At 37.0% G+C, this 26,546-nt stretch carries 30 protein-coding genes and 2 tRNA genes; 21 read left to right on the top strand and 11 right to left on the bottom strand.

Features of this window, described 5'->3' with window-relative positions; all coding sequences use genetic code 11:
• Entirely contained in the window at positions 1-1,170 is a 1,170-nt protein-coding gene (locus AWW83_RS04110) for a class I SAM-dependent rRNA methyltransferase (RefSeq protein ID WP_092348910.1), read from the top strand.
• On the opposite strand, the gene AWW83_RS04105 is transcribed toward AWW83_RS04110, so the two are convergent.
• From AWW83_RS04105 to AWW83_RS04075, 7 genes are all read right to left on the bottom strand, one after another.
• A complete protein-coding gene (locus AWW83_RS04105) occupies positions 1,167-2,576 on the bottom strand; it encodes an amidase (RefSeq protein ID WP_092348907.1) in 1,410 nt (469 codons plus the stop codon). The two genes, AWW83_RS04110 and AWW83_RS04105, sit on opposite strands and share 4 nt — an antisense overlap.
• Before the next feature lie 18 nt (positions 2,577-2,594).
• The gene (locus AWW83_RS04100) at positions 2,595-2,870 is read right to left on the bottom strand and encodes a hypothetical protein (protein ID WP_092348905.1); all 276 of its coding nucleotides are present in this window, start codon (positions 2,868-2,870) and stop codon (positions 2,595-2,597) included.
• Positions 2,871-2,889: 19 nt separating this feature from the next.
• The gene (locus AWW83_RS04095) at positions 2,890-3,981 is read right to left on the bottom strand and encodes a DUF362 domain-containing protein (RefSeq protein ID WP_092348902.1); all 1,092 of its coding nucleotides are present in this window, start codon (positions 3,979-3,981) and stop codon (positions 2,890-2,892) included.
• Between the two features lie 68 nt (positions 3,982-4,049).
• Entirely contained in the window at positions 4,050-5,162 is a 1,113-nt protein-coding gene (ribD, locus tag AWW83_RS04090; RefSeq protein WP_092348899.1) for a bifunctional diaminohydroxyphosphoribosylaminopyrimidine deaminase/5-amino-6-(5-phosphoribosylamino)uracil reductase RibD, read from the bottom strand.
• Positions 5,163-5,558 (bottom strand): hypothetical protein, encoded by a 396-nt coding sequence (locus tag AWW83_RS04085; protein WP_143713882.1) that lies wholly within the window; start codon positions 5,556-5,558, stop codon positions 5,163-5,165.
• 83 nt (positions 5,559-5,641) lie between these two features.
• Positions 5,642-5,715 (bottom strand) — tRNA-Pro (locus AWW83_RS04080).
• 83 nt (positions 5,716-5,798) lie between these two features.
• Positions 5,799-6,398 carry a DJ-1/PfpI family protein gene (locus AWW83_RS04075; RefSeq protein ID WP_092348894.1) on the bottom strand — a complete coding sequence of 200 codons (600 nt, stop codon included), beginning with the start codon at positions 6,396-6,398 and terminating at the stop codon, positions 5,799-5,801.
• A gap of 178 nt (positions 6,399-6,576) precedes the next feature.
• Here AWW83_RS04075 and AWW83_RS04070 point away from each other — a divergent pair, with 178 nt between their 5' ends.
• The 8 genes from AWW83_RS04070 to AWW83_RS04035 are packed head-to-tail and all read left to right on the top strand — an operon-like array spanning position 6,577 to position 14,294.
• Positions 6,577-7,263, top strand: a complete 687-nt coding sequence (locus AWW83_RS04070; protein ID WP_092348891.1) for a YggS family pyridoxal phosphate-dependent enzyme — start codon at positions 6,577-6,579, stop codon at positions 7,261-7,263.
• Positions 7,264-7,275: 12 nt separating this feature from the next.
• Complete coding sequence (locus tag AWW83_RS04065; RefSeq protein ID WP_092348888.1) at positions 7,276-7,797, top strand: DivIVA domain-containing protein; 522 nt, start codon at positions 7,276-7,278, stop codon at positions 7,795-7,797.
• Between the two features lie 16 nt (positions 7,798-7,813).
• Complete coding sequence (locus AWW83_RS04060; RefSeq protein ID WP_092349131.1) at positions 7,814-8,641, top strand: purine-nucleoside phosphorylase; 828 nt, start codon at positions 7,814-7,816, stop codon at positions 8,639-8,641.
• A gap of 6 nt (positions 8,642-8,647) precedes the next feature.
• Complete coding sequence (locus tag AWW83_RS04055; RefSeq protein WP_092348885.1) at positions 8,648-8,890, top strand: DUF2905 domain-containing protein; 243 nt, start codon at positions 8,648-8,650, stop codon at positions 8,888-8,890.
• A gap of 42 nt (positions 8,891-8,932) precedes the next feature.
• Positions 8,933-12,076: an isoleucine--tRNA ligase gene (ileS, locus tag AWW83_RS04050; protein ID WP_092348882.1), complete on the top strand. Its 3,144-nt coding sequence runs from the start codon at positions 8,933-8,935 to the stop codon at positions 12,074-12,076.
• Positions 12,077-12,097: 21 nt separating this feature from the next.
• The gene (locus tag AWW83_RS04045; protein ID WP_092348879.1) at positions 12,098-12,685 is read left to right on the top strand and encodes a TraR/DksA family transcriptional regulator; all 588 of its coding nucleotides are present in this window, start codon (positions 12,098-12,100) and stop codon (positions 12,683-12,685) included.
• Positions 12,686-12,691: 6 nt separating this feature from the next.
• Complete coding sequence (gene lspA / locus AWW83_RS04040) at positions 12,692-13,288, top strand: signal peptidase II (RefSeq protein WP_092348876.1); 597 nt, start codon at positions 12,692-12,694, stop codon at positions 13,286-13,288.
• Positions 13,269-14,294 (top strand): RluA family pseudouridine synthase, encoded by a 1,026-nt coding sequence (locus tag AWW83_RS04035; protein ID WP_092348873.1) that lies wholly within the window; start codon positions 13,269-13,271, stop codon positions 14,292-14,294. Before lspA ends, AWW83_RS04035 begins: the two co-directional genes overlap by 20 nt.
• Positions 14,295-14,362: 68 nt before the next feature.
• Here AWW83_RS04035 and AWW83_RS04030 read toward each other — a convergent pair.
• A tRNA-Asn gene (locus AWW83_RS04030) sits at positions 14,363-14,435 on the bottom strand.
• 155 nt (positions 14,436-14,590) lie between these two features.
• On the opposite strand from AWW83_RS04030, the gene AWW83_RS04025 reads away from it, so the two are divergent.
• The 12 genes from AWW83_RS04025 (at position 14,591) to AWW83_RS03970 (ending at position 23,636) form a co-directional block, all read left to right on the top strand.
• Positions 14,591-15,079: an RrF2 family transcriptional regulator gene (locus AWW83_RS04025; protein WP_092348870.1), complete on the top strand. Its 489-nt coding sequence runs from the start codon at positions 14,591-14,593 to the stop codon at positions 15,077-15,079.
• Positions 15,066-15,848 (top strand): Fe-S cluster assembly ATPase SufC, encoded by a 783-nt coding sequence (gene sufC / locus AWW83_RS04020; RefSeq protein ID WP_092348867.1) that lies wholly within the window; start codon positions 15,066-15,068, stop codon positions 15,846-15,848. Before AWW83_RS04025 ends, sufC begins: the two co-directional genes overlap by 14 nt.
• A 30-nt stretch (positions 15,849-15,878) precedes the next feature.
• Positions 15,879-17,285 (top strand): Fe-S cluster assembly protein SufB, encoded by a 1,407-nt coding sequence (sufB, locus tag AWW83_RS04015; protein ID WP_092348864.1) that lies wholly within the window; start codon positions 15,879-15,881, stop codon positions 17,283-17,285.
• Between the two features lie 63 nt (positions 17,286-17,348).
• Positions 17,349-17,633, top strand: a complete 285-nt coding sequence (locus AWW83_RS04010) for a DUF3303 family protein (protein WP_092348861.1) — start codon at positions 17,349-17,351, stop codon at positions 17,631-17,633.
• Between the two features lie 55 nt (positions 17,634-17,688).
• Positions 17,689-18,960 carry a Fe-S cluster assembly protein SufD gene (gene sufD, locus AWW83_RS04005; RefSeq protein WP_092348858.1) on the top strand — a complete coding sequence of 424 codons (1,272 nt, stop codon included), beginning with the start codon at positions 17,689-17,691 and terminating at the stop codon, positions 18,958-18,960.
• Positions 18,961-18,993: 33 nt separating this feature from the next.
• Positions 18,994-19,383 (top strand): Fe-S cluster assembly sulfur transfer protein SufU, encoded by a 390-nt coding sequence (sufU, locus tag AWW83_RS04000; RefSeq protein ID WP_092349128.1) that lies wholly within the window; start codon positions 18,994-18,996, stop codon positions 19,381-19,383.
• Positions 19,384-19,402: 19 nt separating this feature from the next.
• A complete protein-coding gene (locus tag AWW83_RS03995) occupies positions 19,403-19,720 on the top strand; it encodes a Rieske (2Fe-2S) protein (RefSeq protein WP_092348855.1) in 318 nt (105 codons plus the stop codon).
• A gap of 13 nt (positions 19,721-19,733) precedes the next feature.
• Positions 19,734-20,984, top strand: coding sequence for a cysteine desulfurase (locus AWW83_RS03990; RefSeq protein ID WP_092348852.1), 1,251 nt, complete (start codon positions 19,734-19,736; stop codon positions 20,982-20,984).
• Between the two features lie 10 nt (positions 20,985-20,994).
• Positions 20,995-22,191 (top strand): IscS subfamily cysteine desulfurase, encoded by a 1,197-nt coding sequence (locus tag AWW83_RS03985; protein ID WP_092348849.1) that lies wholly within the window; start codon positions 20,995-20,997, stop codon positions 22,189-22,191.
• A 31-nt stretch (positions 22,192-22,222) separates the two neighbouring features.
• Positions 22,223-22,534, top strand: a complete 312-nt coding sequence (locus tag AWW83_RS03980; RefSeq protein ID WP_159421100.1) for a hypothetical protein — start codon at positions 22,223-22,225, stop codon at positions 22,532-22,534.
• A 15-nt stretch (positions 22,535-22,549) separates the two neighbouring features.
• Positions 22,550-22,903, top strand: a complete 354-nt coding sequence (locus AWW83_RS03975; protein WP_092348843.1) for a HesB/IscA family protein — start codon at positions 22,550-22,552, stop codon at positions 22,901-22,903.
• A 130-nt stretch (positions 22,904-23,033) separates the two neighbouring features.
• Complete coding sequence (locus AWW83_RS03970) at positions 23,034-23,636, top strand: superoxide dismutase (protein WP_092349125.1); 603 nt, start codon at positions 23,034-23,036, stop codon at positions 23,634-23,636.
• Between the two features lie 35 nt (positions 23,637-23,671).
• Here AWW83_RS03970 and AWW83_RS03965 read toward each other — a convergent pair whose 3' ends face one another.
• The 3 genes from AWW83_RS03965 to AWW83_RS03955 are packed head-to-tail and all read right to left on the bottom strand — an operon-like array spanning position 23,672 to position 26,544.
• A complete protein-coding gene (locus AWW83_RS03965) occupies positions 23,672-25,012 on the bottom strand; it encodes a DUF1302 family protein (protein ID WP_092348840.1) in 1,341 nt (446 codons plus the stop codon).
• A gap of 11 nt (positions 25,013-25,023) precedes the next feature.
• Positions 25,024-25,815 carry a DUF3108 domain-containing protein gene (locus AWW83_RS03960; RefSeq protein ID WP_092348837.1) on the bottom strand — a complete coding sequence of 264 codons (792 nt, stop codon included), beginning with the start codon at positions 25,813-25,815 and terminating at the stop codon, positions 25,024-25,026.
• The gene (locus tag AWW83_RS03955) at positions 25,816-26,544 is read right to left on the bottom strand and encodes an outer membrane lipoprotein-sorting protein (RefSeq protein WP_092348834.1); all 729 of its coding nucleotides are present in this window, start codon (positions 26,542-26,544) and stop codon (positions 25,816-25,818) included.
• Positions 26,545-26,546 lie beyond the last annotated feature (2 nt).

Here is a 26,546-nt window from a genome sequence, read left to right as displayed (position 1 = left end):
ATGGGAAAAGTTATTCTGAAAAAGGACGGGGACAAGAGAGTTTCAAAAGGACATCTATGGATCTTTAGCAACGAGATTAAAGAAATAAAAGGTAATCCAAAAATTGGGGATGTTGTTGAGATTTATAAATTTAACGGTGAATTTCTTGGCATTGGCTTTTTTAATCCGCACTCACTTATATCTGTTAGATTGTTAAGCAGGGAGCAAACTGAAATTGATTTTAACTTTTTCAAAGAGAGAATTTTAAATGCGTATAATTTCAGAAAAATCATTTTCCCGAATTCAGAAACATTTCGGCTTGTTCACGGCGAAAGCGATTTCCTCCCCGGGCTTGTGATTGATAAGTATGAGGAGTTTCTATCGGTTCAAACTTTTTCTTATGGGATGGATTTGAGATTAAATTTGATTTGCGATGTCCTTGAAGATATTTTCAAGCCGAAGGGAATTGTTGAAAGAAACGAATCGCCACTGCGTGAACTTGAAGGACTTGAGAACAGAAAAGGAATTCTACGTGGTGAAGTTAAAGAGATAATTTTTAATGACGATGGGGTAAAATTTAAAATTGACCTTCTTTCAGGACAGAAAACGGGATTTTATCTGGATCAAAGAGAAAACAGAAAAGTGTTAAGAAAATTTTCCTTGGGGAAAAAGATTCTTGACTGCTTCACAAATGAAGGTGGTTTTGCACTCCATTGTGCATTTGCAGGTGCTGAAAGCGTAATTGGAATTGATGTTTCTGAAACCGCAATTAAAAAAGCTTTGGAAAACGCAAAGATGAACAACTTTGAAAATGTAAAGTTTGAAGTTGCGGATGTTTTTGATAAACTCCGTGAATATCTTAAAAATGGTGAAAAATTTGACATTGTCATACTTGATCCACCATCTTTTACAAAGTCAAAGAGAACAGTTAAATCAGCTCTTGCTGGTTATCGTGAAATAAATTCAACAGCGATGAAAATTTTAAATCCCGGTGGAATCCTTGCAACAGCTTCTTGCTCACATCACATTGATGATGACACATTTATGGAGGTGATCATAGAAAGTTCAAATTTTTCCAGAAAAAAACTTCGTCTCATTGAATGGCGGGGTGCTTCCCCAGATCATCCAGTCCTGCCAACGATGCCAGAGACGAAATATCTCAAATTCGGAATTTTTCAAGTTCTTGATTAATCTTCAAGCGGTGGTCTTCTAAGATGCCAGTCCGTTCTTTCTTGATAAGCGTTTGCTATTTGAATTAAAACTTTTTCGCTGAACGATTTCGCCATAAATTGAATTGATGTTGGGAGATTATTTTCGCCAAATCCATTTGGCATGCATATTGCCGGGACTCCTGCAAGATTTCCCGCTGGAATTAACGCCGGACCACCACTTACTCCCGGATAAGCTTTGTCAAAATCAACTCCAATCGGATAAGCAACCGTTGCTCTCGTTGGAGCAACAATCGCATCATATTTTAATAAAAATTCTTCAAGAGCTTTTCTCATCTTTTTGCGTAATCTCATTGCATTTAGATATTCAACAGCCGAAACCTGTATCATAGCATAACCACCGATTTTATCTCTTTTATTTCGCAATTGTGCAACTCTACCCGAGATAATCAAATCATAAAACGCACTTGCTCCTTCCGCATCAATAATCGTCCCAACAACTGCACCCCAAGGATAATCCGGAAATTCAACATCGTATTCAAGTTCGGCAAATTCAGATATCACTTTTAAAGATTCCTCAAAGTTTTTCTTAACCTCCGGCTGTGCTTTTTCTGTTGTTCCTTTTATAACTGCAATTTTGAGTTTCCTCTGCGGGAGTGATTTCTTAACATAATTAAAATCTTTTTTCACAGTTGTTTCATCTTTTGGATCGTATCCAGCTATGGCAGATAAAACAATTCCACAATCGTCAGCACTTCTACACATAGGACCGAGCTTATCAAGCGTCCAGGACAGAGCCATTGCTCCAAACCTGCTTACAAGTCCATAAGTTGGTCTTAGCCCGGTTATTCCGCAAAAAGCTGCTGGTGTTAAAATTGAGCCCGAAGTTTCGGAGCCAATTGCAAATGCAACAAGTCCTGCGGAAACAGCGGCACCTGAACCACTTGATGAACCCCCGCTCCAATAATTCAAATTCCACGGTGTTCTTCCCGGTCCTGTAAATGAAGCATCAGCATCATCATATCCCATTCCTCCAGCAAGTTCAACCATTGCGAGTTTCGCAACGAGAATTGCGCCTGCGTCATAAAGTTTTTTAACAACAGTTGCATCATAATCAAAAACTTGATTCCGATATGGTTCAGCTCCCCAGGTTGTCGGTATCCCACGCGTTGCAAGCAAATCTTTAACTCCGAAAGGTATTCCGTGCAATAAACCGCGATATTTGCCCGACATTATCTCCTTTTCCGCCTGCTGTGCCTGTTTTAATGCAAGCTCCTCCGTTATCGTCACAACAGCTCCAAGTTTTTCGCCATATTTTTTCAATCTTTCAAGATAAATTTTTGTCAATTCAACAGGAGAAATTTTCTTCTGCTTTATCAAGTTTGCAAGCTGGCGAATTGAAGCAAATGCAATATCTTTTTCGTTCATATCCAACCCCTTAATTTTTTAAACTTGAAATTTGAAATCCGGTTCTTCCCAATTTGAAAGTTGAAAACTTAACAATCTTTCCCTTCTTCTTAAATTTGATTGAATTTCCTCGCGAAGCATTTTCAATTGCTCCTCCGTGAATTCACGTTCATACTTGAACTTAACAAGATCAATCAATTTTTCAATCTCCCCTTCTTCTTTCCCGCTTTTTTGTTGGAATTTAAAATTGTTCAGATAACCCAGCGCAGGTAAGCTTACCGCCACTTGCAAAAATTTTCTCCGTTTGATTTTCATCTCTTAACCCATTTTTGTTTTAATCTAATGGATAACTCTCAAACAATTTCCCCCACTTTGATTCCTTTCTTAACTTCTCCTGGATCTTTTTCCCTTTCAAAGGCCACCATATGAAATCGTGATAAAAATAAGAACCGAAAACAAAAACATAAACAAGCGGTGTCCTGAAAAATAAATACTGTATCCCCTTCAAAGGTCCAAACCAAAGAATATCCCCAACTCTACTTGCTGCATTATCACCAACGAAAAATTTCAAATTTACATTTGATACATCCTCCCCAACGATTTCAATCTCTCTTGGATCCCCCGTCCCAAGACCCGCCTCGTGAGCAAGGCGAATGTATTTTATGCTCATCGGATCAAATCCCATAATCTTTGCAGAAACAGCATCTATCGCAACCTGATCAGAACTTGCAAGAATATAATCCGTCTCAACTGGAATCATTGTCCTTGGTCCAGGTCCATTTCCTGCTATCGTCCCATCCATAACTGCAAATATCCCTGTGTGAATTTCCCTCTGAATGGCAAGCAAATCAACAAGTGTTTCGTGTATCCAAGTGTGAGTGTAATGTCTTCTTGTGTTCAAAAGCCCACCAAATGCGTTTTTCATCGCCCCCGTCGTGGTCGTGTAAATATGTGTCTTCATTGTCGGCAAATGAACAATGTTCTTACCAATGAAAAATTCAGGAATGTGAATCCCATCCGGATAAACTTTGTTTAAAGCAAGCATCCTGTGTTTCGGCTCATAACGAATCCATTTTATATCACTCGGAATAAAATTGTATCTCTCTTCAACCCCATACTTCTTGTAAATCGGCTCAAGCTTGTTAAGTTTTCCACCTTTGAAAGGATTTGTCACAACAGTGTTGTTATGAACTGCAACAAGTTTATCAAAACCAGCGTTTTTCAAAGCAATTATCACACCCTCAAGTTGCCACGGCGTCGTGTTTGAACTCAAATAAGGGAAATGCCAAGAAATGTTATCTTTCAAAATTGTAACTGAATTTTTATCAAGCGAACTTTCAAAATCCGCAAGCTTCATCAATTTTTCTATATCCTGCAAAACTGTCTCTGGCTTCGTCTTCAAAACTGCAACTTTTGAACGAGTCATAGCAAATCAAATTTTTTGAAGTTAATTTAAACCCAAAATCATAAAAATTCAACGATGACAGAATCTGCTTACAAATATCCAGTTATCAAAACATCTTCGCCAAAGTTTTGAATTGAAATTTCTTTCAATGTTAATATATCGCCAATTGATTTTATACCTATGTCGCTTATGCTCGGGATCCCTTTGCCGAGAATTTTCGGGGCAATGAAAATATAAACTTTATCAGCAAGCTTATGTTTTATAAACTCTGTGAAAACTTTTCCACCCCCTTCAACAAGAACAGACGCTATGCCATTTTCAGCGAGTTTTTCAAGAACCTCTCTCAAATCAAGTTTTCTCCTTCTTGATTTAACTGGGATTACCTTTACACCAAGCGAATTCAACTTTTCAACTTTTTCTTTTTTACTCTTAAACGAACCCGCAGATGTTAAGACAATGGTTTTATCTGTAAATTTATCTGAAAAGACATTTAATTCAAGTGGCAAGCTCAACGCTGAATCAAGTATAACTCTGAATGGATTTCTTCCTTCAACGAGACGAACCGTTAAGTTTGGATTGTCAAGTTTTGCAGTGCGACTTCCGATTAAAACTGCATCATATTCACTTCTCAACTGGTGGACATAATGAAGTGATTGTTCAGATGTTATCCATTTTGAATTTCCTTCCGCATCAGCAATTTTTGCATCAATTGTTTGAGCAATTTTCAAAGCAACGAAAGGAATTTTTTGAGTTATAAATTTGAAAAATGCCTCATTCAACTTTTTTGACTCCCTTTCAAGAACTCCAACTTTTACTTCAATCCCAGCCTGTTTGAGTTTCTCAATTCCTTTGCCATTTACAAGTGGATTTGGATCAATCGTTCCAATTACAACTCTTTTAATTTTTGACTTAATTATCAAATCAACGCAAGGCGGAGTTTTCCCGTAATGAACGCACGGCTCAAGATTCACATATAAAGTCGCACCTTCAACACTTTCAGATGCGTTTTTGATTGCATTTGCTTCGGCGTGTTCTTCCCCGTATTTGGCATGGTAACCTTCACCAATGATCTTATTGTCCTTGACAATTACGCATCCAACCATTGGATTCGGGCTTACATAACCCTTGCCTTTGAGAGCAAGTTGAAGACAACGAGCAAGATAAAATTCATCTTTTTTCTCAACTTCAATATCTGCTGGCATTTATTCAGAGACAACTTTTATTGTTTTGCTCAATGTGTCAACTCTACCGATAACAGAAATTTTGAGAAAGTCCGTAAAATTTTTACATACAAGTTCAACAGATGTTGAACATGGGACAAGAACTTGTGGGACAATTATATTTTTTCTTATTCTCGCAATTGGAGTAATTTTAAACTCGTTTTGTAATTCCTGCACTTCAATTTTATAAAATTCCCAGCCAGGCGTGGGGAAATTGCCGTAAATTTTAACTTCAAATTTCTCCCCAACTTTTACCGTATCTTTTAATTCAATCTTTGACAGATAAATCCGCTCGTATATGTAATCATCTTCTTGTGAATTCAAAATTTTACAACTTGTGAATAAAAAAGCAAAAAGAAGCAAAGCCATCAATCGCATTTTTGTTGCAAAATTTATTTTTCAATTTACAATTTTGGTGAAAAAAGTTTAAAAATCAAAATGCAGGTGGGTAAGAAAAGGAGTCGGGGCGCCCGGACTCGAACCGGGGACCTCTTGGTCCCGAACCAAGCGCGCTAACCATCTGCGCTACGCCCCGTTTTCACGGGATAAAATTAAACAAAATCTCAAAAAGTTGCAAATAAAAAGGGCGGGATTTTGCTCCCGCCCCTGAATTTAAATTTACACAGCGACTTTCTCCTCGTGAATTATCTTCGTCCCGAGCAATTCAAGAAACTTAGCAAGCCATTCAGGGTGCGCTGGCCAAGCTGGTGCAGTAACAATGTTTCCATCTACAATCGCTTTATCCCAAGGCAATTCAACATATTCACCACCCGCAACCTTAACTTCCGGACCTACGGCTGGATATGCGTTAATCTTCCTTCCCTTTACAACTCCAGCTGCTGTTAAAACCTGTGCACCATGGCAAATTGCTGCTATCGGCTTGTTATTTTCCGCAAAATGTCTGACGATTTCAAGAACTCTCTCATTCATCCTGATATATTCCGGAGCCCTACCTCCCGGAATTACAAGCGCATCATATTCCTCTGGTTTGATATTATCAAACGTTGCATTAAGTGTGAAATTATGCCCGGGCTTTTCGCTGTAAGTTTGATCCCCCTCAAAATCGTGAACCGCAGTTCTCACCTTTTCACCTGCTTTCTTCCCCGGGCAAACCGCATGGACAGTATGCCCAACCATTTGAAGTGCCTGAAAAGGCACCATGACTTCGTAATCTTCTACGAAGTCCCCAACAAGCATCAAAATTTTCTTCCCTGCCATGGTTTTTCTCCCGATTTAGTTTTTATTTCGCACTTAAAATTTAAAAAGCCTCCACCTAAATGTCAAGTGGCTCAAAAAATTCTAATCCTTACACCAACCTGATCTCACACATCAATTTGATTTTTTGCAGGTTATAGTTTATATTTAAAATTCAAAAGCATATCAGCTCTTTAATCTGATGTCAATAGCGGAAAACATTTTGAAAGTAAAACAGAGAATTCAAAAATCCTGCTTGAAGGTCGGGCGAAATCCCGACGAGGTTAGTATTGTAGCGGTCACGAAAACAGTACCAATTGAAAAAATTAAAGAAGCAATTAACTTAGGGATAACTGATATCGGAGAAAATAGGGTTCAGGAGCTCCTTGAAAAGAAAAATTCAATAGAAAATGTCAGATGGCATTTTGTAGGTCATCTACAAACAAACAAAGTTAAATACATCGTTGATTTCATCTATCTAATTCATTCGGTTGATAGCTTGAAACTTGCGCTTGAAATTGATAAAAGAGCGAAAAAAATAAATAGAGTCATAGACATCTTGATTGAAGTTAACACATCGGGCGAAGAAACGAAATATGGAGTTAAGCCCGAGGAAACAATTGACCTTGTCAAACAAATTTCTGAAAATTGTAAATTTTTAAGAGTTAAAGGATTGATGACGGTTGCAGCATTCCTTCCGAATCCAGAAGAAGTTCGCCCAATGTTTAGGTTATTGCGTGAATTAAAAGATGAAATCGCAAAACTTAATTTGAAAAATGTTGAGATGAAACATTTATCAATGGGAATGAGCAACGATTTTGAAGTCGCAGTTGAAGAAGGAGCAACACTTGTCAGAATTGGGACGGCGATATTTGGACCAAGAAATTAAAATGGTGATAAAATGAAATTCACACCCCTTGCGATCAAAAAACAGCAATTTAGAAAATCTTTCAGAGGTTATAATGTTGAGGAAGTTAGAGTTTATCTTGAAATGCTCGCTTCTGAATATGAAAATCTCTTGCAAGAGAACAAAGAATTGAAAGAAAAAATCGCAATGCTTGAAACTGAAGTGTCAACTTACAAGCAGATTGAAAGAAACCTTCATCTTGCGGTCACACAGGCACAGGAGACAGCAACCAAAACACTTGAAAATGCTAAGAAGCAGGCGGAACTTATAATTCAAGAAGCGGAACTTAAAGCAAAGGAAACCATTGATAGAGCAAAACTTGAACTTGCAAAAATTGAAAACGAAGTCCAGTTTTTAAAACTTGAAAAAGAGAGAATTTTAAAAGAATTGAAAAATTTTCTCTCCTCCGAACTTGAAAAATTAAATCTTGTTGAACCTGCCACAAAGCAAGAAACAAAAGAAAAAATTGAGGAAAAGATAAAACTTGACGATATAATTAAAAATCTTGACCAATAAAAAAGTGAGAGAAAATATGAGCGAACTCAAACAGCAAATAATGGAGGCATTAAACTTCATAAGGACTAAGACAAAACTTGAACCAAAAATTGGAATTATACTTGGAACAGGGCTTGGGGGACTTGCAAAGGAAATCCAAGCTGAAACAATCATTGATTATGCGGAAATACCGCATTTTCCAATTTCAACAGTTGAATCACATCATGGAAAATTAATTTTCGGCAAATTATCCGGCAAAGATGTTGTCGCAATGCAGGGAAGATTTCACTATTACGAGGGTTATTCAATGAAGCAGATAACTTTCCCAGTTCGTGTTATGAAATTTTTAGGTGTTAAGTATCTTTTAATTTCAAACGCAGCTGGTGGATTAAATCCGCTTTTCAGAAAAGGCGATCTTATGATAATAACGGATCATATAAACTTGCTCGGGGATAATCCCTTGATCGGTCCAAATGATGACGAACTTGGTCCGAGATTTCCAGATATGTCCGAGCCGTATAGCAAAGAACTTATAGAACTTGCAGAACAAGTTGCGCTTGAAGAGAGAATCAGAGTTCAAAAAGGCGTTTATGTTGCGATGACAGGTCCAAGCCTTGAAACAAGAGCTGAATACAGATTCCTGCGTCTTATTGGTGCGGATGCAGTTGGAATGTCAACAGTTCCAGAAAATATCGTTGCAAATCATATGGGAATGAAAGTTTTTGGAATCTCCGTTATCACAGATGAATGCTTCCCGGACGCACTTCAACCTTTAAGCGTTGAAGAAGTTATAAGAGTTGCATCTGAGACGGAACCGAAATTAACTTTATTAATGAAACGGCTCGTTGAAAAAATTAATGTTTAAAAAGCCATGTTTCAATCGGTCGGAAAAATTTTGATGCTTTTTGGAGCGTTGCTCTTTATCTTTGGCGTTATATTTTTAATCGCAGATAAAATTGGTGGCAAAGTCCCATTCATCGGTAGATTGCCCGGTGATATACTGATTCAAAAACGAAACTTTACATTTTATTTCCCGCTCACGACAAGCATTCTCGTTAGCATAATTTTGACTTTGATCTTGTGGATTCTTTCTTTTATATTTCGGCGCCACTGAATAAAACTTTGTTTTTAAAAATAAATCCAAAGACGACGGAAAATGTATAAAGAACTTAACGATAAGATCAGATATTCAGAACTTGAACGAGGGATTTTAAAATTTTGGAAGGAGAATAAAATTTTTGAAAAGAGCATTGCAACGAGAGAAGGAAGACCAAACTTTACATTTTACGAAGGACCACCCACCGCAAATGGTCGCCCCGGGATTCACCATGTTATGAGCCGAACGATAAAAGACCTCGTCTGCAGATATAAAACAATGCGCGGGTTTAAAGTTTATCGCAAAGCAGGATGGGACACGCACGGTCTTCCCGTTGAAATTGAAATTGAGAAAAAACTTGGAATAAAACATAAAGACGAGATAATTGAATACGGAATAGAAAAATTCAATCAAGAATGCAAAAAGTCCGTCTTTGAGTATCTTGACGATTGGGAGGAAATGACAGAAAGAATTGGATATTGGATTGACCTTGAGAATGCATATATAACTTTCACAAATGAATACATTGAATCAATTTGGTGGGCGCTGAAACAATTTTTTGATCGTGGATACATTTACAAAGGTTATAAAATCCAGCCATATTGTCCAAGATGTGAAACTCCACTTTCTTCTCACGAAGTCGCACAAGGTTATGAAGATGTGAAAGATCCATCAATTTATGTCAAAATGAAGGCAAAAGATGAAGAAAACACTTATTTCCTCGTCTGGACGACAACGCCTTGGACTTTAATCTCAAATGTCGCATTAGCGGTTCATCCCGAAGTTACTTATGTTAAAATTTCTCATAAGGGTGAAAACCTGATCCTCGCAAAAGATAGATTGGTCGTAATAGACGGAGATTATGAAATTATTGGAGAATTTAAAGGCAAAGATTTGAAAGGAAGAGAATACGAGAGATTGTTCAGTTATATTCCTGTTGATAAAAAAGCATTTTATGTCGTAACAGCTGATTTCGTCAGCACGGAAGATGGAACTGGAATCGTTCACATTGCGCCCGCCTTTGGTGAGGAAGATTATCAGGTTGGGAAAGAATATGATCTTCCCACGCTTCAACCTGTTGATAAAAGCGGTGAATTTACAGATGAAGTTGTTGATTTCAAAAGAAAATTTGTAAAAGATGCAGATCCTGAGATAATTCAAAATTTAAAATCACGAGGACTGCTTTACAAGAAAGAAACCATCGTCCACAGCTATCCCCATTGTTGGAGATGCAAAACTCCGTTGCTTTACTATGCCCGTGAATCTTGGTATATAAGCACAACTCGCTATGTTGATAGAATGATTGAACTTAACAAACAAATCAACTGGCATCCACCGGAGGTTGGATCAGGTAGATTTGGAAACTGGCTTGAAGAAAATAAAGATTGGGCTCTTTCAAGAGATAGATTCTGGGGAACCCCACTTAACATATGGATTTGCGAAAAATGCGGGGACGCAAGAGCTATCGGTAGCATTGAGGAATTGAAAAAAGAAGGAAAGAATGTCCCAGAACCGCTTGACCTGCATAAACCTTTCGTTGATCAGATCACATTTGATTGTAAAAAGTGCGGTGGAGAAATGAGAAGAACCCCAGAAGTTATAGATGTGTGGTTTGATTCGGGGGCTATGCCTTTTGCTCAATTCCATTATCCATTTGAAAATGTTGAACTCTTCAAGGAGAATTCCCCCGCCGATTTCATAGCTGAGGGAATTGACCAAACACGAGGATGGTTTTATTCTCTGCATGCAATTTCAAGTTTTCTTTTTGATTCACCCGCTTATAAACACGTTGTCGTGAATGAACTCATACTTGATAAAGAAGGTCAAAAGATGTCAAAATCAAGAGGAAATGTCGTTGATCCATTTGAAGTCGTTGAGAAATACGGAGCTGATTCCGTAAGATGGTATCTTATGTCCGTGAGCCCGCCATGGAAACCAAAACTTTTCAACGAAGAAGATATTGTTGAAATTCAAAGAAAGTTCTTCAGCACACTTCTTAACACCTATTCTTTCTTCACACTTTACGCAAACATTGACAATTTCACCTATTCAGAGGAAAGAATACCTGTAAAAGAAAGACCCGAAATTGACAGATGGATAATCTCAATGCTTAATTCACTTGTCAAAAATTACATTGAAGCAATGGATGAATATGACCTTACAAAAGCAGCACGTTTAATTTCCGATTTCACAATTGATCAACTTTCAAACTGGTATGTCCGAAGAAGCAGAAGAAGATTTTGGAAAAGTGGCGTTGAAAAAGATAAAATATCCGCATTTCAAACTCTCTACGAGTGCTTGATAACAATCGCAAAACTTATGGCTCCATTTGCACCATTTCTCGCCGATGAAATATATCGCAATCTCAATTCGGTAACCAAAAAAGAACCTTATGAATCCGTCCATCTTGCTTATATACCCGAACCAAATGAAGAAGAAATTGACATTGAACTTGAAAAACGAATGGAACTTGCACAAAGAATTGTCTACATCGTAAGATCATTGAGAGCGAAAACTAATCTTAAAGTCCGACAACCACTGAAAAAAATTATAATCCCCGTCTCAGATGAATTTGAAAAATCACAAATTGAAACGATGAAAGATGTAATTCTTGATGAGATAAATGTCAAAGCGATTGAATATGTTGATGACGATTCAGAAATAGTTGAGAAAAAAGCGAAACCAAATTTCAAATCAATAGGACCTAAATTCGGCAAAAAAGCCCAAAAAATTGCACAAGCGATTAAAGAACTTAACAAATCACAGATAAAAGAACTTGAAAACAACGGAAGGATTGAACTTAACATTGATGGAGAAAAAGTTGAAATTCTAAAAGATGATGTTGATATTTATAGCGAAAACATCAAAGGTTGGGTTGTTGAATCAGATGGAGTTATAACAGTCGCACTTGATACGGAATTGACAGAAGAATTGATAAATGAAGGATTCGCCCGTGAATTTGTGAATAGAGTTCAAAACATGAGAAAGGAGGCAAACTTTGAAGTGACAGATAGAATTCGTATCTTCTTCAAAACTGAATCAGAAAGGTTGAAAAAGGCAGTGTTTGCATTAAGCGATTACATTAAAAACGAAACGCTTGCGGTTGAATTAAGCGACGACTTTAAACCTGCTGAATATGTTAAATCTTGGGATGTAAATGACGAGCCATGTGAAATTTCCATTGAAAGAGTCAAATTGAATTAAAAAAATTTTATGAGGTAAGATATGCCAGCAAAAAAGAAGAAAGCAAAGAGCAAAAAAACCCAATCCCGTAAACGCTCCACGGGAAAGAAAACGAGAAAAAAAGAAGTAAAGAAGCAAAGAAAGAAGGTTCAAAAGAAAGCAGAAACAATTCAAACAGCCACAACCCCGACTGAATCTCAAACAGAACAGCTCAAACAAAATACACCAAGCACCGGAGAACAAACGCAAAAGACCTCGTATACAAAAGAAGAACTTCAACATTTCAAGGAAATCCTCTTGAAGAAACGGCAAGAGATACTTGAGATGCTTGAAGCCCATAGACAATCTCTCATTGAATCAACAACGCAAAACGATAAGCCGGTTGGAACTCCGTATTCAATCCATATGGAATACGGGACTGAAACAGAAGAAAGAGAAAAAACCATGTTCTTTATCGCACGCGAAGAAAAGATGTTAAACTACATTGATGCTGCACTTATGCGAATTGAACGAGGAACTTATGGAGTTTGTATAAGCTGTGGAAAGTTAATTGATAAACGTCGCCTTGAAGCCGTTCCGCACACGCAACTTTGTATTGAATGCAAACTTGCTCAAAAGAAAAAATTCTAAAACTCCGTGAAAATACTCTATGTCTCACTGCTTATAATTTTGCTGGATCAGACAACAAAACTTCTCGTCCGAGGTTTTGAAATCCCTTCGCTCGGGATAAAAGTTGAAGGGATGAGAATCGGTGAAACAAAGCAAGTCATCGGAGACCTTGTAAGGATAACATACACTGAAAATCCCGGGATCGCATTCGGTATAAATTTGGGGAATAAATTTTATCTTACGCTCCTTGCTCTCATTGCAGTTATAATTGTCTTCGCTTACCTTTACAAAGTTAGAAATGGAAACTTTGCAACGCGACTTTCACTTGGGATGATACTTGGCGGAGCAATTGGAAACTTGATTGACAGAATTTTCTACGGAGTTATTTTCAATTATGGCAAAATTTTCCACGGTAGGGTTGTTGATTTCATTGATATTGACTTTTTTGATATAAAAATTTTCGGATATCACATTGATCGCTGGCCAATTTTTAACATAGCCGATGCTTCCGTGACGATTGGAGTTTTAATTTTGCTTTTCGCTCACCATAAAGAACCGCAACAAATTCAGATTGAAGAAATAAACGCCGAAACGCTTGGAACCGATGAAGGGGAAACAAAATGATGAGATTGTTGAAATATCGGGGAAAATAAAAATTTTGAAAGAGATTGAAATTATCGTTCCAAATGTTGAAAAAAGAGAAAGAATTGACAAATTTCTCACCAATCAAATTGAAAACGCAAGCAGAAGCAAAATAGAAAAACTCATTGAATCTGGGCTTGTCCTTGTAAATGGTCACACCGTAAAACCAAGCCATAAAATTTCACCCGGAGAAAAAATAATTGTAAAAATCCCCAAAGAGCCAAGACCTGAACTCACACCTGAACCAATTCCACTTGACATAGTTTATGAAGATGAATATCTTCTCGTTGTAAATAAACCCGCAGGTATGGTAACGCACCCAGGACATGGAAATTATACAGGAACGCTTGTGAATGCTCTTTTATATCATTGTTCAAAACTTTCAAAAGTCAACATTTCTGGAGATGAAGTTCGTCCGGGCATAGTTCATCGCCTTGACAAAGATACAAGTGGTCTTCTCGTTGTTGCAAAAGATGATGAAACACACCGTCATCTTGCTAAACAATTTTTCCACAAAACTGTTGAGCGTGAATACTGGGCAATTGTATGGGGACATTTTAATTCAAATCGTGGTGTAATTGAGGCAGAACTTGGAAGAAGCAAAAGTGATAGAACAAAATTCACCGTCGTCAAAGGTGGTAAACCAGCGATAACCGAATATGAAGTGCTTGAAAAATTTGATTTCCTTTCGCTTGTTAAATTGAAATTGAAAACAGGACGAACCCACCAGATAAGAGTTCATCTTTCGCACATAGGGCATCCCGTCTTCGGAGACCCAACTTATGGTGGAAGAAGAATTGCATGGGGTGGAATTGATAGAAAGAAGAAATTATTCGTTGATGAACTCTTAAAGATAATGCCCAGACAAGCACTCCACGCAAAGACGCTTGGTTTTATACATCCAGCAAGAAATGAATTTATGAAATTTGATTCAGAACTTCCCGATGATATGAAAAAACTTCTTGAAATTTTGCGGTCAAAAACTTAACACCTAAAAACTCCCTCCCCTTAAAAACAATCACGCTCACAAAATTCAGAAGGTCAAAAATAAAAAAGCTCCGCGGGCAGGACTCGAACCTGCAACCCGCTGGTTAACAGCCAGCTGCTCTGCCAATTGAGCTACCGCGGAAGGCATTATAAATATAATATCAAAAACCCAAAAAGTCAAGATTTGCAAAAATTTAACCACACTCAAAATCAACAGCCAAAATTTGACTTTTGATTTTAAATTTATTATATTTACATCGTGGATATATAAAGTCCAAAATTAAATTTTAACCTAAAATGATAATTTCAAAAACACTTGATTACGCAGTGAGAACGCTGATTTACCTTGGGAAACAACCCAGCAGAAGATCAATTTTAATGAAAGAAATTGCAGAAAATCAAAAGATACCGCTTAGTTATCTTGCCAAGGTGATGAGGCAACTCGTTAAAGCAGGTATTATATTTTCAGAATTTGGACCAAATGGTGGCTATTCATTGAAAAAAATGCCATCTGAAATAACCTTAAAACAAGTTTATGAAGCGGTTGAAGGTGAATTGAAAATGATTGAATGTTTTGATACGCCGGGATCTTCGTGCGTTTTCACCTCCTGCTGTGGACAAGCAGATATCTGGCATGAAGTTGAGGCAAAGTTGATAAAAATTCTTGAAAATATAACACTTCAAGATGTAATTGAACGAGATTGCATCTATCCCGAAAAAGTTTTAACAATAAACAAACAAAACACGTTAATTAACAAACAGGAGAGAAAAAATGCCAACACTTGAAGTCAAAGACCTTTATGTTAGCGTTGACGGTAAGGAAATTTTAAAAGGACTTGACTTTACAGTCAATAAAGGAGAAATCCATGCGTTGATGGGACCCAATGGTTCAGGTAAAAGCACACTTGCTTATACAATCATGGGGCACCCAAAATATAAAGTTGAAAAAGGAGATATACTTTTTGAAGGGAAAAGCATTCTTGATTTAAAACCTGATGAGAGAGCAAAACTTGGACTTTTTCTCGCATTCCAGTATCCGGTTGAGGTCCCAGGCGTGACATTGTTCAACTTTCTCTGGAAAGCGATCCAGGCAAATAATCTTGATTCAACATCCCCAAGGATAAAGCAACTTCCTAAATCCGTAGTTGATTATAAAAAAGAATTGCTTGAGAAGATAAAAAAACTTAACATGAGCGAAATTTTTGTATATAGACCAATAGGAGTTGGTTTTTCAGGTGGAGAGAAGAAACGAATGGAAATTTTGCAAATGGCTATGTTAAAGCCAACAATAGCTTTTCTTGATGAACCGGATTCGGGACTTGACATTGATTCGCTTAAAATCGTTGCCGATGTTGTTAACTCTGTTCGCAACCCGGAACTTGGAATAGTTATGATAACACACTATCAAAGGATTTTAAACTACATTAAGCCAGATTTTGTCCACATTATGCTTGATGGAAAAATAGTTAAGTCTGGTGGTCCAGAGATAGTTGAGAAACTTGAGCAAGAAGGTTATGCTTGGATAAGGGAAACAACAGCTGAAGCAGCAGATTAATTTTAAAAATTAAATTCAGGAGATTTAGCCATGGCAGAGGCAATCAAAAATAGAATAGATCTTGATTATTCAAAGTACGACTTTAAAGATGAGGTGAAATATGTTTATCAAGCAAAGCGCGGGTTAAGTAGAGAAATTGTTGAGGAAATTTCTTATTGGAAAAATGAGCCAGAATGGATGCGTCAGTTTAGATTACGCTCACTTGAAATTTTCCTGAAGAAACCAATGCCAACATGGGGCGCTGATTTATCAGAGATAAATTTTGACGAATATATTTATTACATCAAACCAACGGATAGAAAGGGTCGTTCGTGGGATGAGGTCCCGGAGAAAATAAGAAAAACATTTGAACGACTTGGAATTCCAGAAGCTGAGCGTAAATTTCTTGCCGGCGTTGGAGCTCAATATGAATCTGAAGTCGTTTATCACAGTTTAAGAGAGGACCTTATGAAGAAGGGAGTTATATTTACGGATATGGATACGGCAGTAAGAGAGTACCCAGATATTGTAAAGAGATATTTTGGAACCGTTGTCCCGCCCGAAGATAATAAATTTGCAGCGTTAAACAGTGCTGTGTGGAGTGGTGGAAGTTTTGTTTATGTTCCGAAGGGTGTAAAGGTTGATTTTCCGCTTCAAGCATATTTCAGAATAAATGCTGAAAGCGTCGGGCAATTTGAGAGAACGCTCATAATAGCAGAAGAAGGTGCTGAGGTTCATTATATTGAGGGTTGCACTGCTCCTGTTTATAGTGAAGATTCTTTACACAGCGCAGTCGTGGAGATAATAGCAATGCCAGGTTCTCATGTTAGATATACAACTGTTCAAAACTGGTCAAAAAATGTTTATAATCTTGTAACAAAAAGAGCTGTCGCTTATGAAGGTGCATTTGTTGAATGGGTTGATGGAAATCTTGGTAGCAAAGTAACGATGAAATATCCTGCGGTTTATCTTATGGGCAAGGGTGCAAAGGCAGAAATTCTCTCAATAGCATACGCGGGAGCAGGTCAACATCAAGATACAGGAGCGAAGATAATCCACGCTGCACCTTATACAACAAGCAACATTGTATCTAAATCAATAAGCAAAGATGGTGGAAGAACAAGTTATAGAGGGCTTGTAAAAGTTCAAAAAGGCGCAATTGGTGTTAAATCAACTGTAAGATGCGATGCTTTGATGCTTGATGAATTTTCAAGGTCTGACACATATCCATATATGGAAATTGAAGAAGAGCTCGTCAGCATCGGTCATGAGGCAACAGTTGGAAAAATAAGTGAGGATCAACTTTTCTATCTTATGAGCCGTGGTTTGACGGAAAGTGAAGCTCTTACACTTGTTGTTCTTGGATTCATTGAGCCATTCGCAAAAGAGCTCCCTCTTGATTATGCAATTGAACTTAACAAGCTTATTAAACTTGAAATGGAAGGAGCGATAGGATAAGTTTAGTGCTTCAAGGGTTTAAGAGTTCAAAAGTTAAAAATAAAATTTAAAAAGGTGAGAAAGATGCCACTTTTCATCGTTCAGCATAGACACGATGCAAATAACTGCCCAGCGAAAAATCCAGAACTTGGGCAAATGCTTTTAAAACATCTCGCTTCCGCAAACGATTACAAAGTTAACATTAAATCCGAAGGTGTCGCGAACGGTTCACATAGATTGTTTTTGTTTATTGAATCAGAAAGTCGCGAAAATGTTGAAAACTTTATGAAACCGTTTTATCAATTTGGAGAAGTAGAGATTTTTACCGCTTCTTTATGTGAATCCGTCGTTGAAAGAGGCGGTTGCTAATTTTGTCAATTTTTCTTAATTTTATCACGAAAACTAATACGGTGGAGCATAGATTATGTCTGAAATAACATTGCCGAATTGTTTGTCAATAGAAACGATAAATAAAATTTCAACACAGAGAAATGAACCTTCATGGCTTACCGAAAAACGAATTCAAGCGCTTGAAATTTTTGATCCTTTACCCCTTCCTGAATCAAAGTATACAAAGATAAAAGGATTTAACCCCGAGATTTTAAACCCGCATGTCTCTGGAAACCCGAACAAGGTTCTTTTTGATATAAATAAACTTGACATTTTCATAGTTCAAGCAAATTTATCTACAAAATATCACATTTCTCCAAAGTATGCGGACAAAGTTATTGTCTTACCGCTTTCCGACGCATTGAGAAGGTATGAAGAATTAATAAGAGAAAAAATCTTTACAAAATTTAAATACGACCGAAATAAATTTTCTGCACTTCATCTTGCGCTTTTAAACGCTGGCGTCTTCATTTACATTCCCGACAATGTTGAACTTGACAGACCAATTTATATTGTAAACGAAGTTCAAGCTGAAAACGCTGGGATTTTCTCGCATAATTTGATACTGGTTGGTCGTAATTCGCATGCAACGATAGTTGAAGAAAATCACTGTTGTCTCGGCAATGAATATGCGGTTGTAACAAATATAAGCGAGATCTTTGGTGGAGAAGGGAGCAATGTTAATTTTATTCACATAAATAATTTAGCAAGTGGAATTTATAATTATGTTGAAAGAATTTTCGTCCCTGAAAAAGATGCGAAGATAAATTTCATCGGAAATTGGCTTGGTGGAAAATTAACAATTTCAAGACACGAGGCATTCCTTGAAAAACCCGGAGCTGAATTAAGGGATGTTCAAATTACTTTCGGCAACGATAACCAACATTTTGATTTAACAAGTCACACTCAGCACATAAGTCCATATACGAAAAGTGATGTCGTAATGCGAGGTGTTCTCAAAGATAAAGCACGAGCGGTTTTCTATGGACTTGTTGACATTGAGAAAGACGCTCACGATTCAGATTCGTTTTTGAGTGAACACGCTATGCTTTTAAATCCGGGCGCACGGGCAAACGCCATTCCATCACTTCAGATTAAAAATGCCAATGTCAGAGCTGGACACGGCGCAACAGTCGGGCAAATTGATGAAGAACAAATTTTTTACCTTGTGTCACGTGGTTTGACCGAAAGCGAAGCGAGAAAAACAATCGTTGAAGGTTTTCTTTTGCCAGCATTTGACGAGATTAGAATTGATTTTGTGCGTGAAAGGATTCAGGAAATGATACATCAAAAATGGAACACATGAAAAACACTTTACAAATAAATTTTTGAGATGTCAATGGACGAACTTCAAATGGAAATTTTGCTTGACCATTATCAGAATCCAAGAAACTTCGGACATCTTGAAAACCCTGACATAGTCCACGAAGAAGGAAATCCATCCTGTGGCGATCAAATTAGAATTGAAATTAAACTTGAAGACAACAAAATATCTGACATCAAATTTACGGGAAAAGGTTGCACAATAAGTCAAGCATCTGCATCTATTTTGACAGAGATAGTAAAGGGAAAGACGCTTGAAGAGGTGAAAAATTTCAGCAAAGATGATATGCTAAACGCACTTGGAATTCCGATAAGCCCGATAAGATTAAAGTGTGCTCTCCTTGCTTTAAAAGTTTTAAAAGCGGGAATTTATGGAATTAACACATGGCCTGGCGAAGAGGACTAAAAACAAAATTTTTTAACCTATGACGCTCACGAGTGAATATATTGAAATTGCCAAGACAAGTGATGTTAAAAATGGCGAGTTGAAGGTTTTTGAGGTTAATGGTGAATCAATAATTTTGATAAATTTAAACGGTGAATTTTTTGCTTTTAAAAATCAATGCTCTCATATGGAACTTGAATTAAATGATGCGGAAATTGATGGAGAGATTTTAACATGCCCGTGGCATGGCGCTCAATTTAACATAAGAACAGGTGATGTTGTGAGACTTCCCGCATCAGAGCCACTTGAAAAATACGATGTTAAAGTTGATGGTGATAAAATCTACATAAAAATTTAAAAGTGAAACCACAATGAGAGAGCAAAACGAAACAATCACAGCAAAAATTGACATTGAAAAAATAAGAAATGATTTTCCAATTTTAAACCGAATTGTAAACGGTTATCCCATCATCTATTTTGACAATGCAGCTACAACCCAAAGACCGAAACAAGTTATTGACACAGTTAAAAATTTCTATGAGAAAATGAATGCAAACATTCGCCGCGCCGTTCATGCTTTAAGTTATGAGGCAACGGTTGCTTATGAAGAAGCACATAAAAAAGTTGCAAAGTTTATCAACGCAAAATCGTGGAGAGAGATAGTTTTCACAAGAAATGCAACTGAGGCGGTAAATTTAGTTGCTTATGCTTGGGGACTTTCAAATTTGAAAGAGGGAGATGAGGTACTCGTCACAATTATGGAACATCATTCAAACATCGTTCCGTGGCAATGGTTAAAGAAGTTTAAAGGCATCGTTTTAAAATTTGTTGATATAACTGATGATGGAAATTTGAAGATTGAAGAATTTGAAAAATTGATAACTTCAAAGACAAAACTTGTTGGTGTTGTCCATGCTTCAAATGTCCTCGGAACGATAAATCCTGTTAAGGAAATAACTCAAATCGCAAAATCAAAAGGTTGCTATGTTTTAATTGACGGTGCTCAATCAACCCCGCATATTAAAATTGATGTTCAGGATATCGGATGCGACTTTTTCGTCGCCTCTGGACACAAGATGCTTGGTCCAACTGGAATTGGATTTCTATATGCACGCCGTGAAATTCTAGAAGAAATGAATCCATTTCTCTACGGTGGGGATATGATAAGCACTGTTACAACAGAAGGTGCAACATGGAACGAACTTCCGTGGAAATTTGAAGCTGGAACGCCAAATGTGGCTGGTGGAATTGGACTTGGTGCAGCGGTTGATTATCTTCAAAACATAGGGATGGATAAAGTTTTTGAACACGAGAAAGAACTTTTGAATTATGCGTTTGAAAAGATGTGCGAAATTCCTGATATTGAAATTTACGGACCAAGGGAAAATCGCCTTGGCGTGATTTCATTTAACATCCGTGGCATTCATCCTCACGATGTCGCCGGGGTTCTTGATCAACACGGAATAGCGGTTCGTTCTGGAAATCATTGCACACAGCCACTTCTGGCGCGACTTGGGGTTGATAACACTGTGAGAGCAAGTTTTTATATTTACAACACTTTTGAAGAAATTGACAGATTTATTGAGGCATTGAAAAAAGCGGTAAAAATTTTCAAAAAATAAAATTCCAAAAATGGCTCTGCGCTTTCCAATTTATCTTGACAATCATGCAACTACGCCCGTTGACCCGCGCGTTCTTGAAGCAATGCTTCCGTATTTTACTGAAAAATTTGGCAATCCCGCAAGCCGTCAGCATCAATTCGGATGGGAAGCTGAATCCGCTGTTGAACTTGCAAGAAAACAAATCGCAGAGCTCATCAACGCAAATCCAAGGGAAATAATTTTCACAAGCGGGGCAACCGAATCAATAAATCTTGCTCTCAAAGGTATTGCGCTTGCTTACGCTGAAAAAGGAAAGCATATAATCACAACTCAAATTGAGCACAAAGCAACGCTTGACACATGCAAGCGACTTGAAAAAATTGGATTCAAAATTGATTACCTCCCCGTTGACAAATACGGCGTGGTTGATCCAGACGAGATAAAAAAGCGAATTACTTCCGAGACAATACTTGTAAGTGTGATGTTTGCGAACAATGAAATTGGAACGATTGAACCAATTGAAGAGATTGGGAAAATTTGTTCTGAAATGAATGTTTTATTCCACACCGACGCAGCACAGGCGCTGGGCAAAGTCCCGATTGATGTTCAAAAACTTAACATTGACCTTATGTCTGTCTCCGCCCATAAACTTTATGGTCCAAAAGGAATCGGGGCACTTTTCATAAAAAGGAAAACACCAAAAATAAAAATTGTCCCAATCATTGATGGCGGTGGACATGAAAATGGATTAAGATCAGGAACGTTAAATGTCCCTGGGATAGTTGGCTTTGGGAAAGCTTGTGAAATAGCAAAACTTGAAATGAAAAATGAAGCAGAAAGAACAAAATATCTGCGTGATAAACTTCAAAATGGAATAATGAATAAACTTGAAGATGTCTATCTAAACGGTCACCCAACACAAAGATTGCCAAATAATTTAAATTTAAGTTTTTACGGAGTTGAAAGCGAAGCAATTCTTATGGGAATGAAAGAGGTTGCACTATCAACTGGCTCGGCTTGCTCTTCCGCAAGCGTTGAAAAATCACATGTTTTAAAAGCAATCGGATTAAACGATGACCTTATCTCAAGCGCAATAAGATTTGGCATCGGAAGGTTTAACACGGAAGAAGAAATTGATTATGTCATAAATCGCATCGTTGAAGTTGTAAATCATTTGCGAAGTATTTCGCCGAAGTATAAATTGAAAAAAGAGATAACAAAACTCTAAAACAAAACCTGAAATTGAACCGATGAAAGAGATGAAGGAAGTGAAAATCCTTCAGGATAATTGGGAAGAATTTTTAAACTTTATGAAGCAGCGTTATCCACTTTATCACTTGTCAAATGTTTTCGTCCGTGACATTGAATATGCGATAATTGATTATTTTCTTAACAAAGGAAGAAAAATAAGTTTTTCAGAGGCGGAATATCTGGCGCAAAAGTTTTCAGAATTCATGGTTGAAAAAGGAATTTTTAAAACCGTGAAAAATGAGTATAACAGGGTATGGACATTAAATTACCCTGCGTTTAAGAAACAAAGCGTTCAAAAAGAAGGAGAAACAAAAACTTAACATCGGAGGATTAAAATGAGTCAGATAAATCAGGAGCAAATTGAAAAAATAAAAATCACAGATAGAGCAGCTAAAGAGATCAAACAGATAATTCAGGAAAACGAAATACCCAGCGATTATGCTTTGAGAGTTGGAGTAAAAGCTGGTGGTTGCTCTGGTTTCACTTATGTTTTGATTTTTGATGAAGTAAAAGAAAATGACATCGTCTTCTTTTCAAACGGAATTAAAGTTACAGTTGACCCGAAAAGTTTATTTTATCTTGAAGGGACGGAGCTTGATTTTGTGGATAGTTTAATGGGTCGTGGCTTTGTGTTTCATAATCCAAATTCAACAAGAAGTTGCGGTTGCGGTCATTCATTCTCCGTTTAAAATTAAGAATGGTGAAGCTATGATCTCAAGGCGAACATTTTTGAAAAAAGTTGGTTTGACAGTTTTGACTTTGCCATTTTTGAAATTTTCAAATCTTTTTTCACAAACAAAACAAAAAAAGGAGGTAAAAATGCCTTACGAAGCCAAAAACTTTGATCATCTCCTCGGAACGCCTGGTTTCAGCGATCAACTTTTGAAAAATCACTTTACACTTTATCAAGGTTATGTGACAAATACGAACAAACTTGCAGATATACTTGCACAGATGATTAAAGAAGGAAAAGTTGGAACACCAGAATATGCTGAATTGAAGAGAAGATTTGGATGGGAATTCAACGGAATGCGACTTCACGAGTATTACTTTGGAAACATGATCAAAGGTGGCAAAGAACTTGACAAAGGTTCGGCATTTTACAAAAAATTAACCGAAGATTTCGGTTCGTATGAAAACTGGGAAAAAGATTTTAAATCAACTGGAGGAATGAGAGGTATTGGCTGGGTTGTCCTTTACCTTGATCCAGTTGCAAACAGATTGTTTAACACTTGGATAAATGAACACGACCTTGGGCATCTTGCTGGTTCAATCCCGCTTTTAATTATGGATGTCTTTGAACACGCTTATATGATTGACTACGGTTTGAAGAAAGCAGATTATATTGAAGCATTTTTCAAGGCGATTGACTGGAGCGTAGTTGTTAACAGATTTAACAACGCACCAAAGGTAACGCTCTAAAAACAAAGGCGGTCTTTACGACCGCCTTTTTTATTTCAAAAACTATATTTCACCCTCAAATATACCTCGTCTCTATCCTTGATCCTCCCAAACATCGTTCTGCCTTTACCATCAATCAATCTTCCACCCAAAGAAAACTCAAAATTATCAATCGGACTATAACTTATCTGCGGATTGTAAATGAAAGCATAATTGTTTCTAACATCGCTCAAACGCTTGAACTCAATCCCACCGCTTAAAAAGTTAAATTTAAGTTTGTCGTCAAAAAATTTTTTCTCAACATTGAAAACTAAATAGTTTCTCAAATTCCCACGCCCACGCTCGTGCAAAAATCCGTGAAGATATTGCATGTTCAAATAAACGCCATTTTTAAAACTATAATCCATCCCCAAAACAAAACGAGTGTAATTTTTTTCTTCAAGAATGTCGCTTGAATAAATTATGCTTTCACTTCCCAAGCGATACAAAACATATTCAAAAACAACTTTCTCTGGGAAAAAGACACCTGCTTCACCCCACACACCAACTCCACCAAGATCACCAGCAAAATCAAAACCAACTATTTTCATCTTCGGAAATATCAAAATAACTGAATCCAACGAACTCAAAGTTAAATCACTTACGAAAACCTTTTTCAATATCGGAATATCATCTCTACCTTGCACATAACTTAACGAAAAATCAAAACCAGAGATATTGGTTGAAATTTTCAATCCAAATTTTGAAGCGTCTTTTAGAGTCGGTTCTGGATTTTTTATAAAAATTTTTTCTCTTATCAAATTTAATTGTTTTTCATCTGTCCCGAAGGAAAATTCATCAGCAAATATATCAAGCCAATCACCTCTTGGCAAAACTGCTGGAGTAAATGTCGGGATAAAAACACCTGTAAAGGTAAAATTACCAGCATATACGGAAAGTTTCACCGAATTTGAGCCAAGATGTCTTCCGTAGTCCCATATATCTTCAAGATCGTCTGGATTCAAATTATCAGTTGGATTGAGTTTATCAGCAGTTCCCCACGCTATTCTTTGTCTTCCAATCTTTAGATCAACATTTTCAAAGATAAATCCCTTAACATCAACATACGCCTCACGAAGGTCAATGTTCAAAGGTTCAACTTTATCCTTGTCAATTAAATCAAATAATTTATTTGCATCACTTGAGCCAAAATTTCTAAACCATAACTCTGAATAGAACTTAACATTATCAAGCACAACTTCCCCTGTTAAATCAAGCCGATATTCCTCCCACGAAATTTTCTTATCCTTCCATCTTAATCTGTCATCCGCCTGAATATAGCCACCAATTTTTAGGTTCTGTGAATTTGTGATGTTGAAAAAAATTAAAACTAAAATTATGAACTTTTTCAACCTCATTTTTAAATTTGCTACTTTGTTTTAAATGGCGGATTCCATCCTGACTTTTCCCATTTTGAAAGTTCAAGCCGAACAACCCCAAGAAATGTGTTAAAAGTTGCTTTGATCGGAACTCTTGCCCAATCGTCCGAAAGCCAACCGCTGAACTCTCCCGTTATTCCCGCAAGTTCTTTGCTCACAAATGGAGCATAACCGCTGAATTTAATTGTCCTAATCTCCGAATCAAACGAATTAACCTTGACATCTTCTCTTCTTTCCGAAAAGTCAAATTTAACTTTTTCAACCCTTACAACGAAAGGCGGAAATTCAACTTTTTCCTCCGTCGCAAATAAAAGTGGAAGATAAACCACAACACCTGTCCCGCACAACTTCCTCGCAACGAAGAAAGCAGTTATTCCCTGATAATATCTGTCAGGATAAATTATTGACCTTTCGCCCTTGAGATTCCCATTTCTTACATCAACCTGTCGTGCAACCAGATATTCCCTGTTTCTTTCAAAAGCCGTCTTCAAAGGAATTCCATCTTTCATCTCATACACAAAAAGAATTGCATCATACAAAGAATCTTTATGAAATTTGCTTTCAAAAGCATAATCAACATTTACAAAAAAGATGTATGGATTTGACTTAACCTGAATCCACGAATAAATGCTATCGCCCTCAACCTTTGTAATAACCCTTATCTTGCCAAGATTCAAAAATTTCCAATAAACATCATATTCAAGATATTCCGAACTAAATTTGAAATCGTCAGCAAAAGCAAAACCACAAAGAAGAAATGTCAGAATTAAAATTTTCTTCATTCACCTTTCCAGATTTCTTACTGTGAAAATATCATCGCTCAAATTTGTGTCAAATTTAATATCGTCAAGAACCATTCTCGTTGTGTGATTTTTCTTAACATCTTTCATTTCTGTCTCAAATGCAACCCAGTAATTCCCAACTTTCTGGATTTTTCTCCTCGTCAAAATTTTATACAAATTTCCTGCCTTATCATAATACTCAATTTTCTCTGGATAGAAATTGTCGGTTCTAACATACATCACAAGTTTTGAATAATCGCTTGTCCTTCCTTCTCTTGGAGTAAGGTTTAAAACATAATGCGACTCATCTTTCCTCAAAAATTCTGGCTTCCATTTTTCAGAATATGTCAATGCTTCCATATCTTCATAAGTAAAATCAGTGCCAGCGAAATTTTGATTTTTGATGTGTGAAGCAATGCGTCTGCTCTTTTTAAATGCTGGCAGATAAACATAGTTCACATCATCTGGAAGAGATAAAAATCCGATGCCACGAATATCTGCTGGCTCTGTGAATTTTACCAATCTCTTATGCGTGCCCTTTTGATACATCAACGCTTCACGATAACTTTCTCTGCCGTTTTTATCAATCAAAATGACTTTTGCTTTATAAAACTGATCTTTCGGGGCGTAGGTTACCTCGTCAACCTTTTTCAAAATTTCATCCGCAGTAAGTTGAGCAAATGAAGTATTCCACAAAAGTGAAAAAATTAACAGAACAATAAGCCACATTT

It is taken from the genome of Candidatus Chryseopegocella kryptomonas (assembly GCF_001536065.1).
Taxonomy (GTDB): Bacteria; Bacteroidota; Ignavibacteria; order Kryptoniales; family Kryptoniaceae; genus Kryptonium; species Kryptonium kryptomonas.
This window is presented reverse-complemented; position numbering and strand designations above follow the sequence as displayed.

Excerpts from the sequence above, each read along its gene's own strand:
- AWW83_RS04110 (WP_092348910.1), top strand. The coding sequence starts at position 1 with ATGGGAAAAGTTATTCTGAAAAAGGACGGGGACAAGAGAGTTTCAAAA.
- AWW83_RS04105 (WP_092348907.1), bottom strand. The coding sequence starts at position 2,576 with ATGAACGAAAAAGATATTGCATTTGCTTCAATTCGCCAGCTTGCAAAC.
- AWW83_RS04100 (WP_092348905.1), bottom strand. The coding sequence starts at position 2,870 with ATGAAAATCAAACGGAGAAAATTTTTGCAAGTGGCGGTAAGCTTACCT.
- AWW83_RS04095 (WP_092348902.1), bottom strand. The coding sequence starts at position 3,981 with ATGACTCGTTCAAAAGTTGCAGTTTTGAAGACGAAGCCAGAGACAGTT.
- ribD (WP_092348899.1), bottom strand. The coding sequence starts at position 5,162 with ATGCCAGCAGATATTGAAGTTGAGAAAAAAGATGAATTTTATCTTGCT.
- AWW83_RS04085 (WP_143713882.1), bottom strand. The coding sequence starts at position 5,558 with ATGCGATTGATGGCTTTGCTTCTTTTTGCTTTTTTATTCACAAGTTGT.
- AWW83_RS04075 (WP_092348894.1), bottom strand. The coding sequence starts at position 6,398 with ATGGCAGGGAAGAAAATTTTGATGCTTGTTGGGGACTTCGTAGAAGAT.
- AWW83_RS04070 (WP_092348891.1), top strand. The coding sequence starts at position 6,577 with ATGTCAATAGCGGAAAACATTTTGAAAGTAAAACAGAGAATTCAAAAA.
- AWW83_RS04065 (WP_092348888.1), top strand. The coding sequence starts at position 7,276 with ATGAAATTCACACCCCTTGCGATCAAAAAACAGCAATTTAGAAAATCT.
- AWW83_RS04060 (WP_092349131.1), top strand. The coding sequence starts at position 7,814 with ATGAGCGAACTCAAACAGCAAATAATGGAGGCATTAAACTTCATAAGG.
- AWW83_RS04055 (WP_092348885.1), top strand. The coding sequence starts at position 8,648 with ATGTTTCAATCGGTCGGAAAAATTTTGATGCTTTTTGGAGCGTTGCTC.
- ileS (WP_092348882.1), top strand. The coding sequence starts at position 8,933 with ATGTATAAAGAACTTAACGATAAGATCAGATATTCAGAACTTGAACGA.
- AWW83_RS04045 (WP_092348879.1), top strand. The coding sequence starts at position 12,098 with ATGCCAGCAAAAAAGAAGAAAGCAAAGAGCAAAAAAACCCAATCCCGT.
- AWW83_RS04035 (WP_092348873.1), top strand. The coding sequence starts at position 13,269 with ATGAAGGGGAAACAAAATGATGAGATTGTTGAAATATCGGGGAAAATA.
- AWW83_RS04025 (WP_092348870.1), top strand. The coding sequence starts at position 14,591 with ATGATAATTTCAAAAACACTTGATTACGCAGTGAGAACGCTGATTTAC.
- sufC (WP_092348867.1), top strand. The coding sequence starts at position 15,066 with ATGCCAACACTTGAAGTCAAAGACCTTTATGTTAGCGTTGACGGTAAG.
- sufB (WP_092348864.1), top strand. The coding sequence starts at position 15,879 with ATGGCAGAGGCAATCAAAAATAGAATAGATCTTGATTATTCAAAGTAC.
- AWW83_RS04010 (WP_092348861.1), top strand. The coding sequence starts at position 17,349 with ATGCCACTTTTCATCGTTCAGCATAGACACGATGCAAATAACTGCCCA.
- sufD (WP_092348858.1), top strand. The coding sequence starts at position 17,689 with ATGTCTGAAATAACATTGCCGAATTGTTTGTCAATAGAAACGATAAAT.
- sufU (WP_092349128.1), top strand. The coding sequence starts at position 18,994 with ATGGACGAACTTCAAATGGAAATTTTGCTTGACCATTATCAGAATCCA.
- AWW83_RS03995 (WP_092348855.1), top strand. The coding sequence starts at position 19,403 with ATGACGCTCACGAGTGAATATATTGAAATTGCCAAGACAAGTGATGTT.
- AWW83_RS03990 (WP_092348852.1), top strand. The coding sequence starts at position 19,734 with ATGAGAGAGCAAAACGAAACAATCACAGCAAAAATTGACATTGAAAAA.
- AWW83_RS03985 (WP_092348849.1), top strand. The coding sequence starts at position 20,995 with ATGGCTCTGCGCTTTCCAATTTATCTTGACAATCATGCAACTACGCCC.
- AWW83_RS03980 (WP_159421100.1), top strand. The coding sequence starts at position 22,223 with ATGAAGGAAGTGAAAATCCTTCAGGATAATTGGGAAGAATTTTTAAAC.
- AWW83_RS03975 (WP_092348843.1), top strand. The coding sequence starts at position 22,550 with ATGAGTCAGATAAATCAGGAGCAAATTGAAAAAATAAAAATCACAGAT.
- AWW83_RS03970 (WP_092349125.1), top strand. The coding sequence starts at position 23,034 with ATGCCTTACGAAGCCAAAAACTTTGATCATCTCCTCGGAACGCCTGGT.
- AWW83_RS03965 (WP_092348840.1), bottom strand. The coding sequence starts at position 25,012 with ATGAGGTTGAAAAAGTTCATAATTTTAGTTTTAATTTTTTTCAACATC.
- AWW83_RS03960 (WP_092348837.1), bottom strand. The coding sequence starts at position 25,815 with ATGAAGAAAATTTTAATTCTGACATTTCTTCTTTGTGGTTTTGCTTTT.
- AWW83_RS03955 (WP_092348834.1), bottom strand. The coding sequence starts at position 26,544 with ATGTGGCTTATTGTTCTGTTAATTTTTTCACTTTTGTGGAATACTTCA.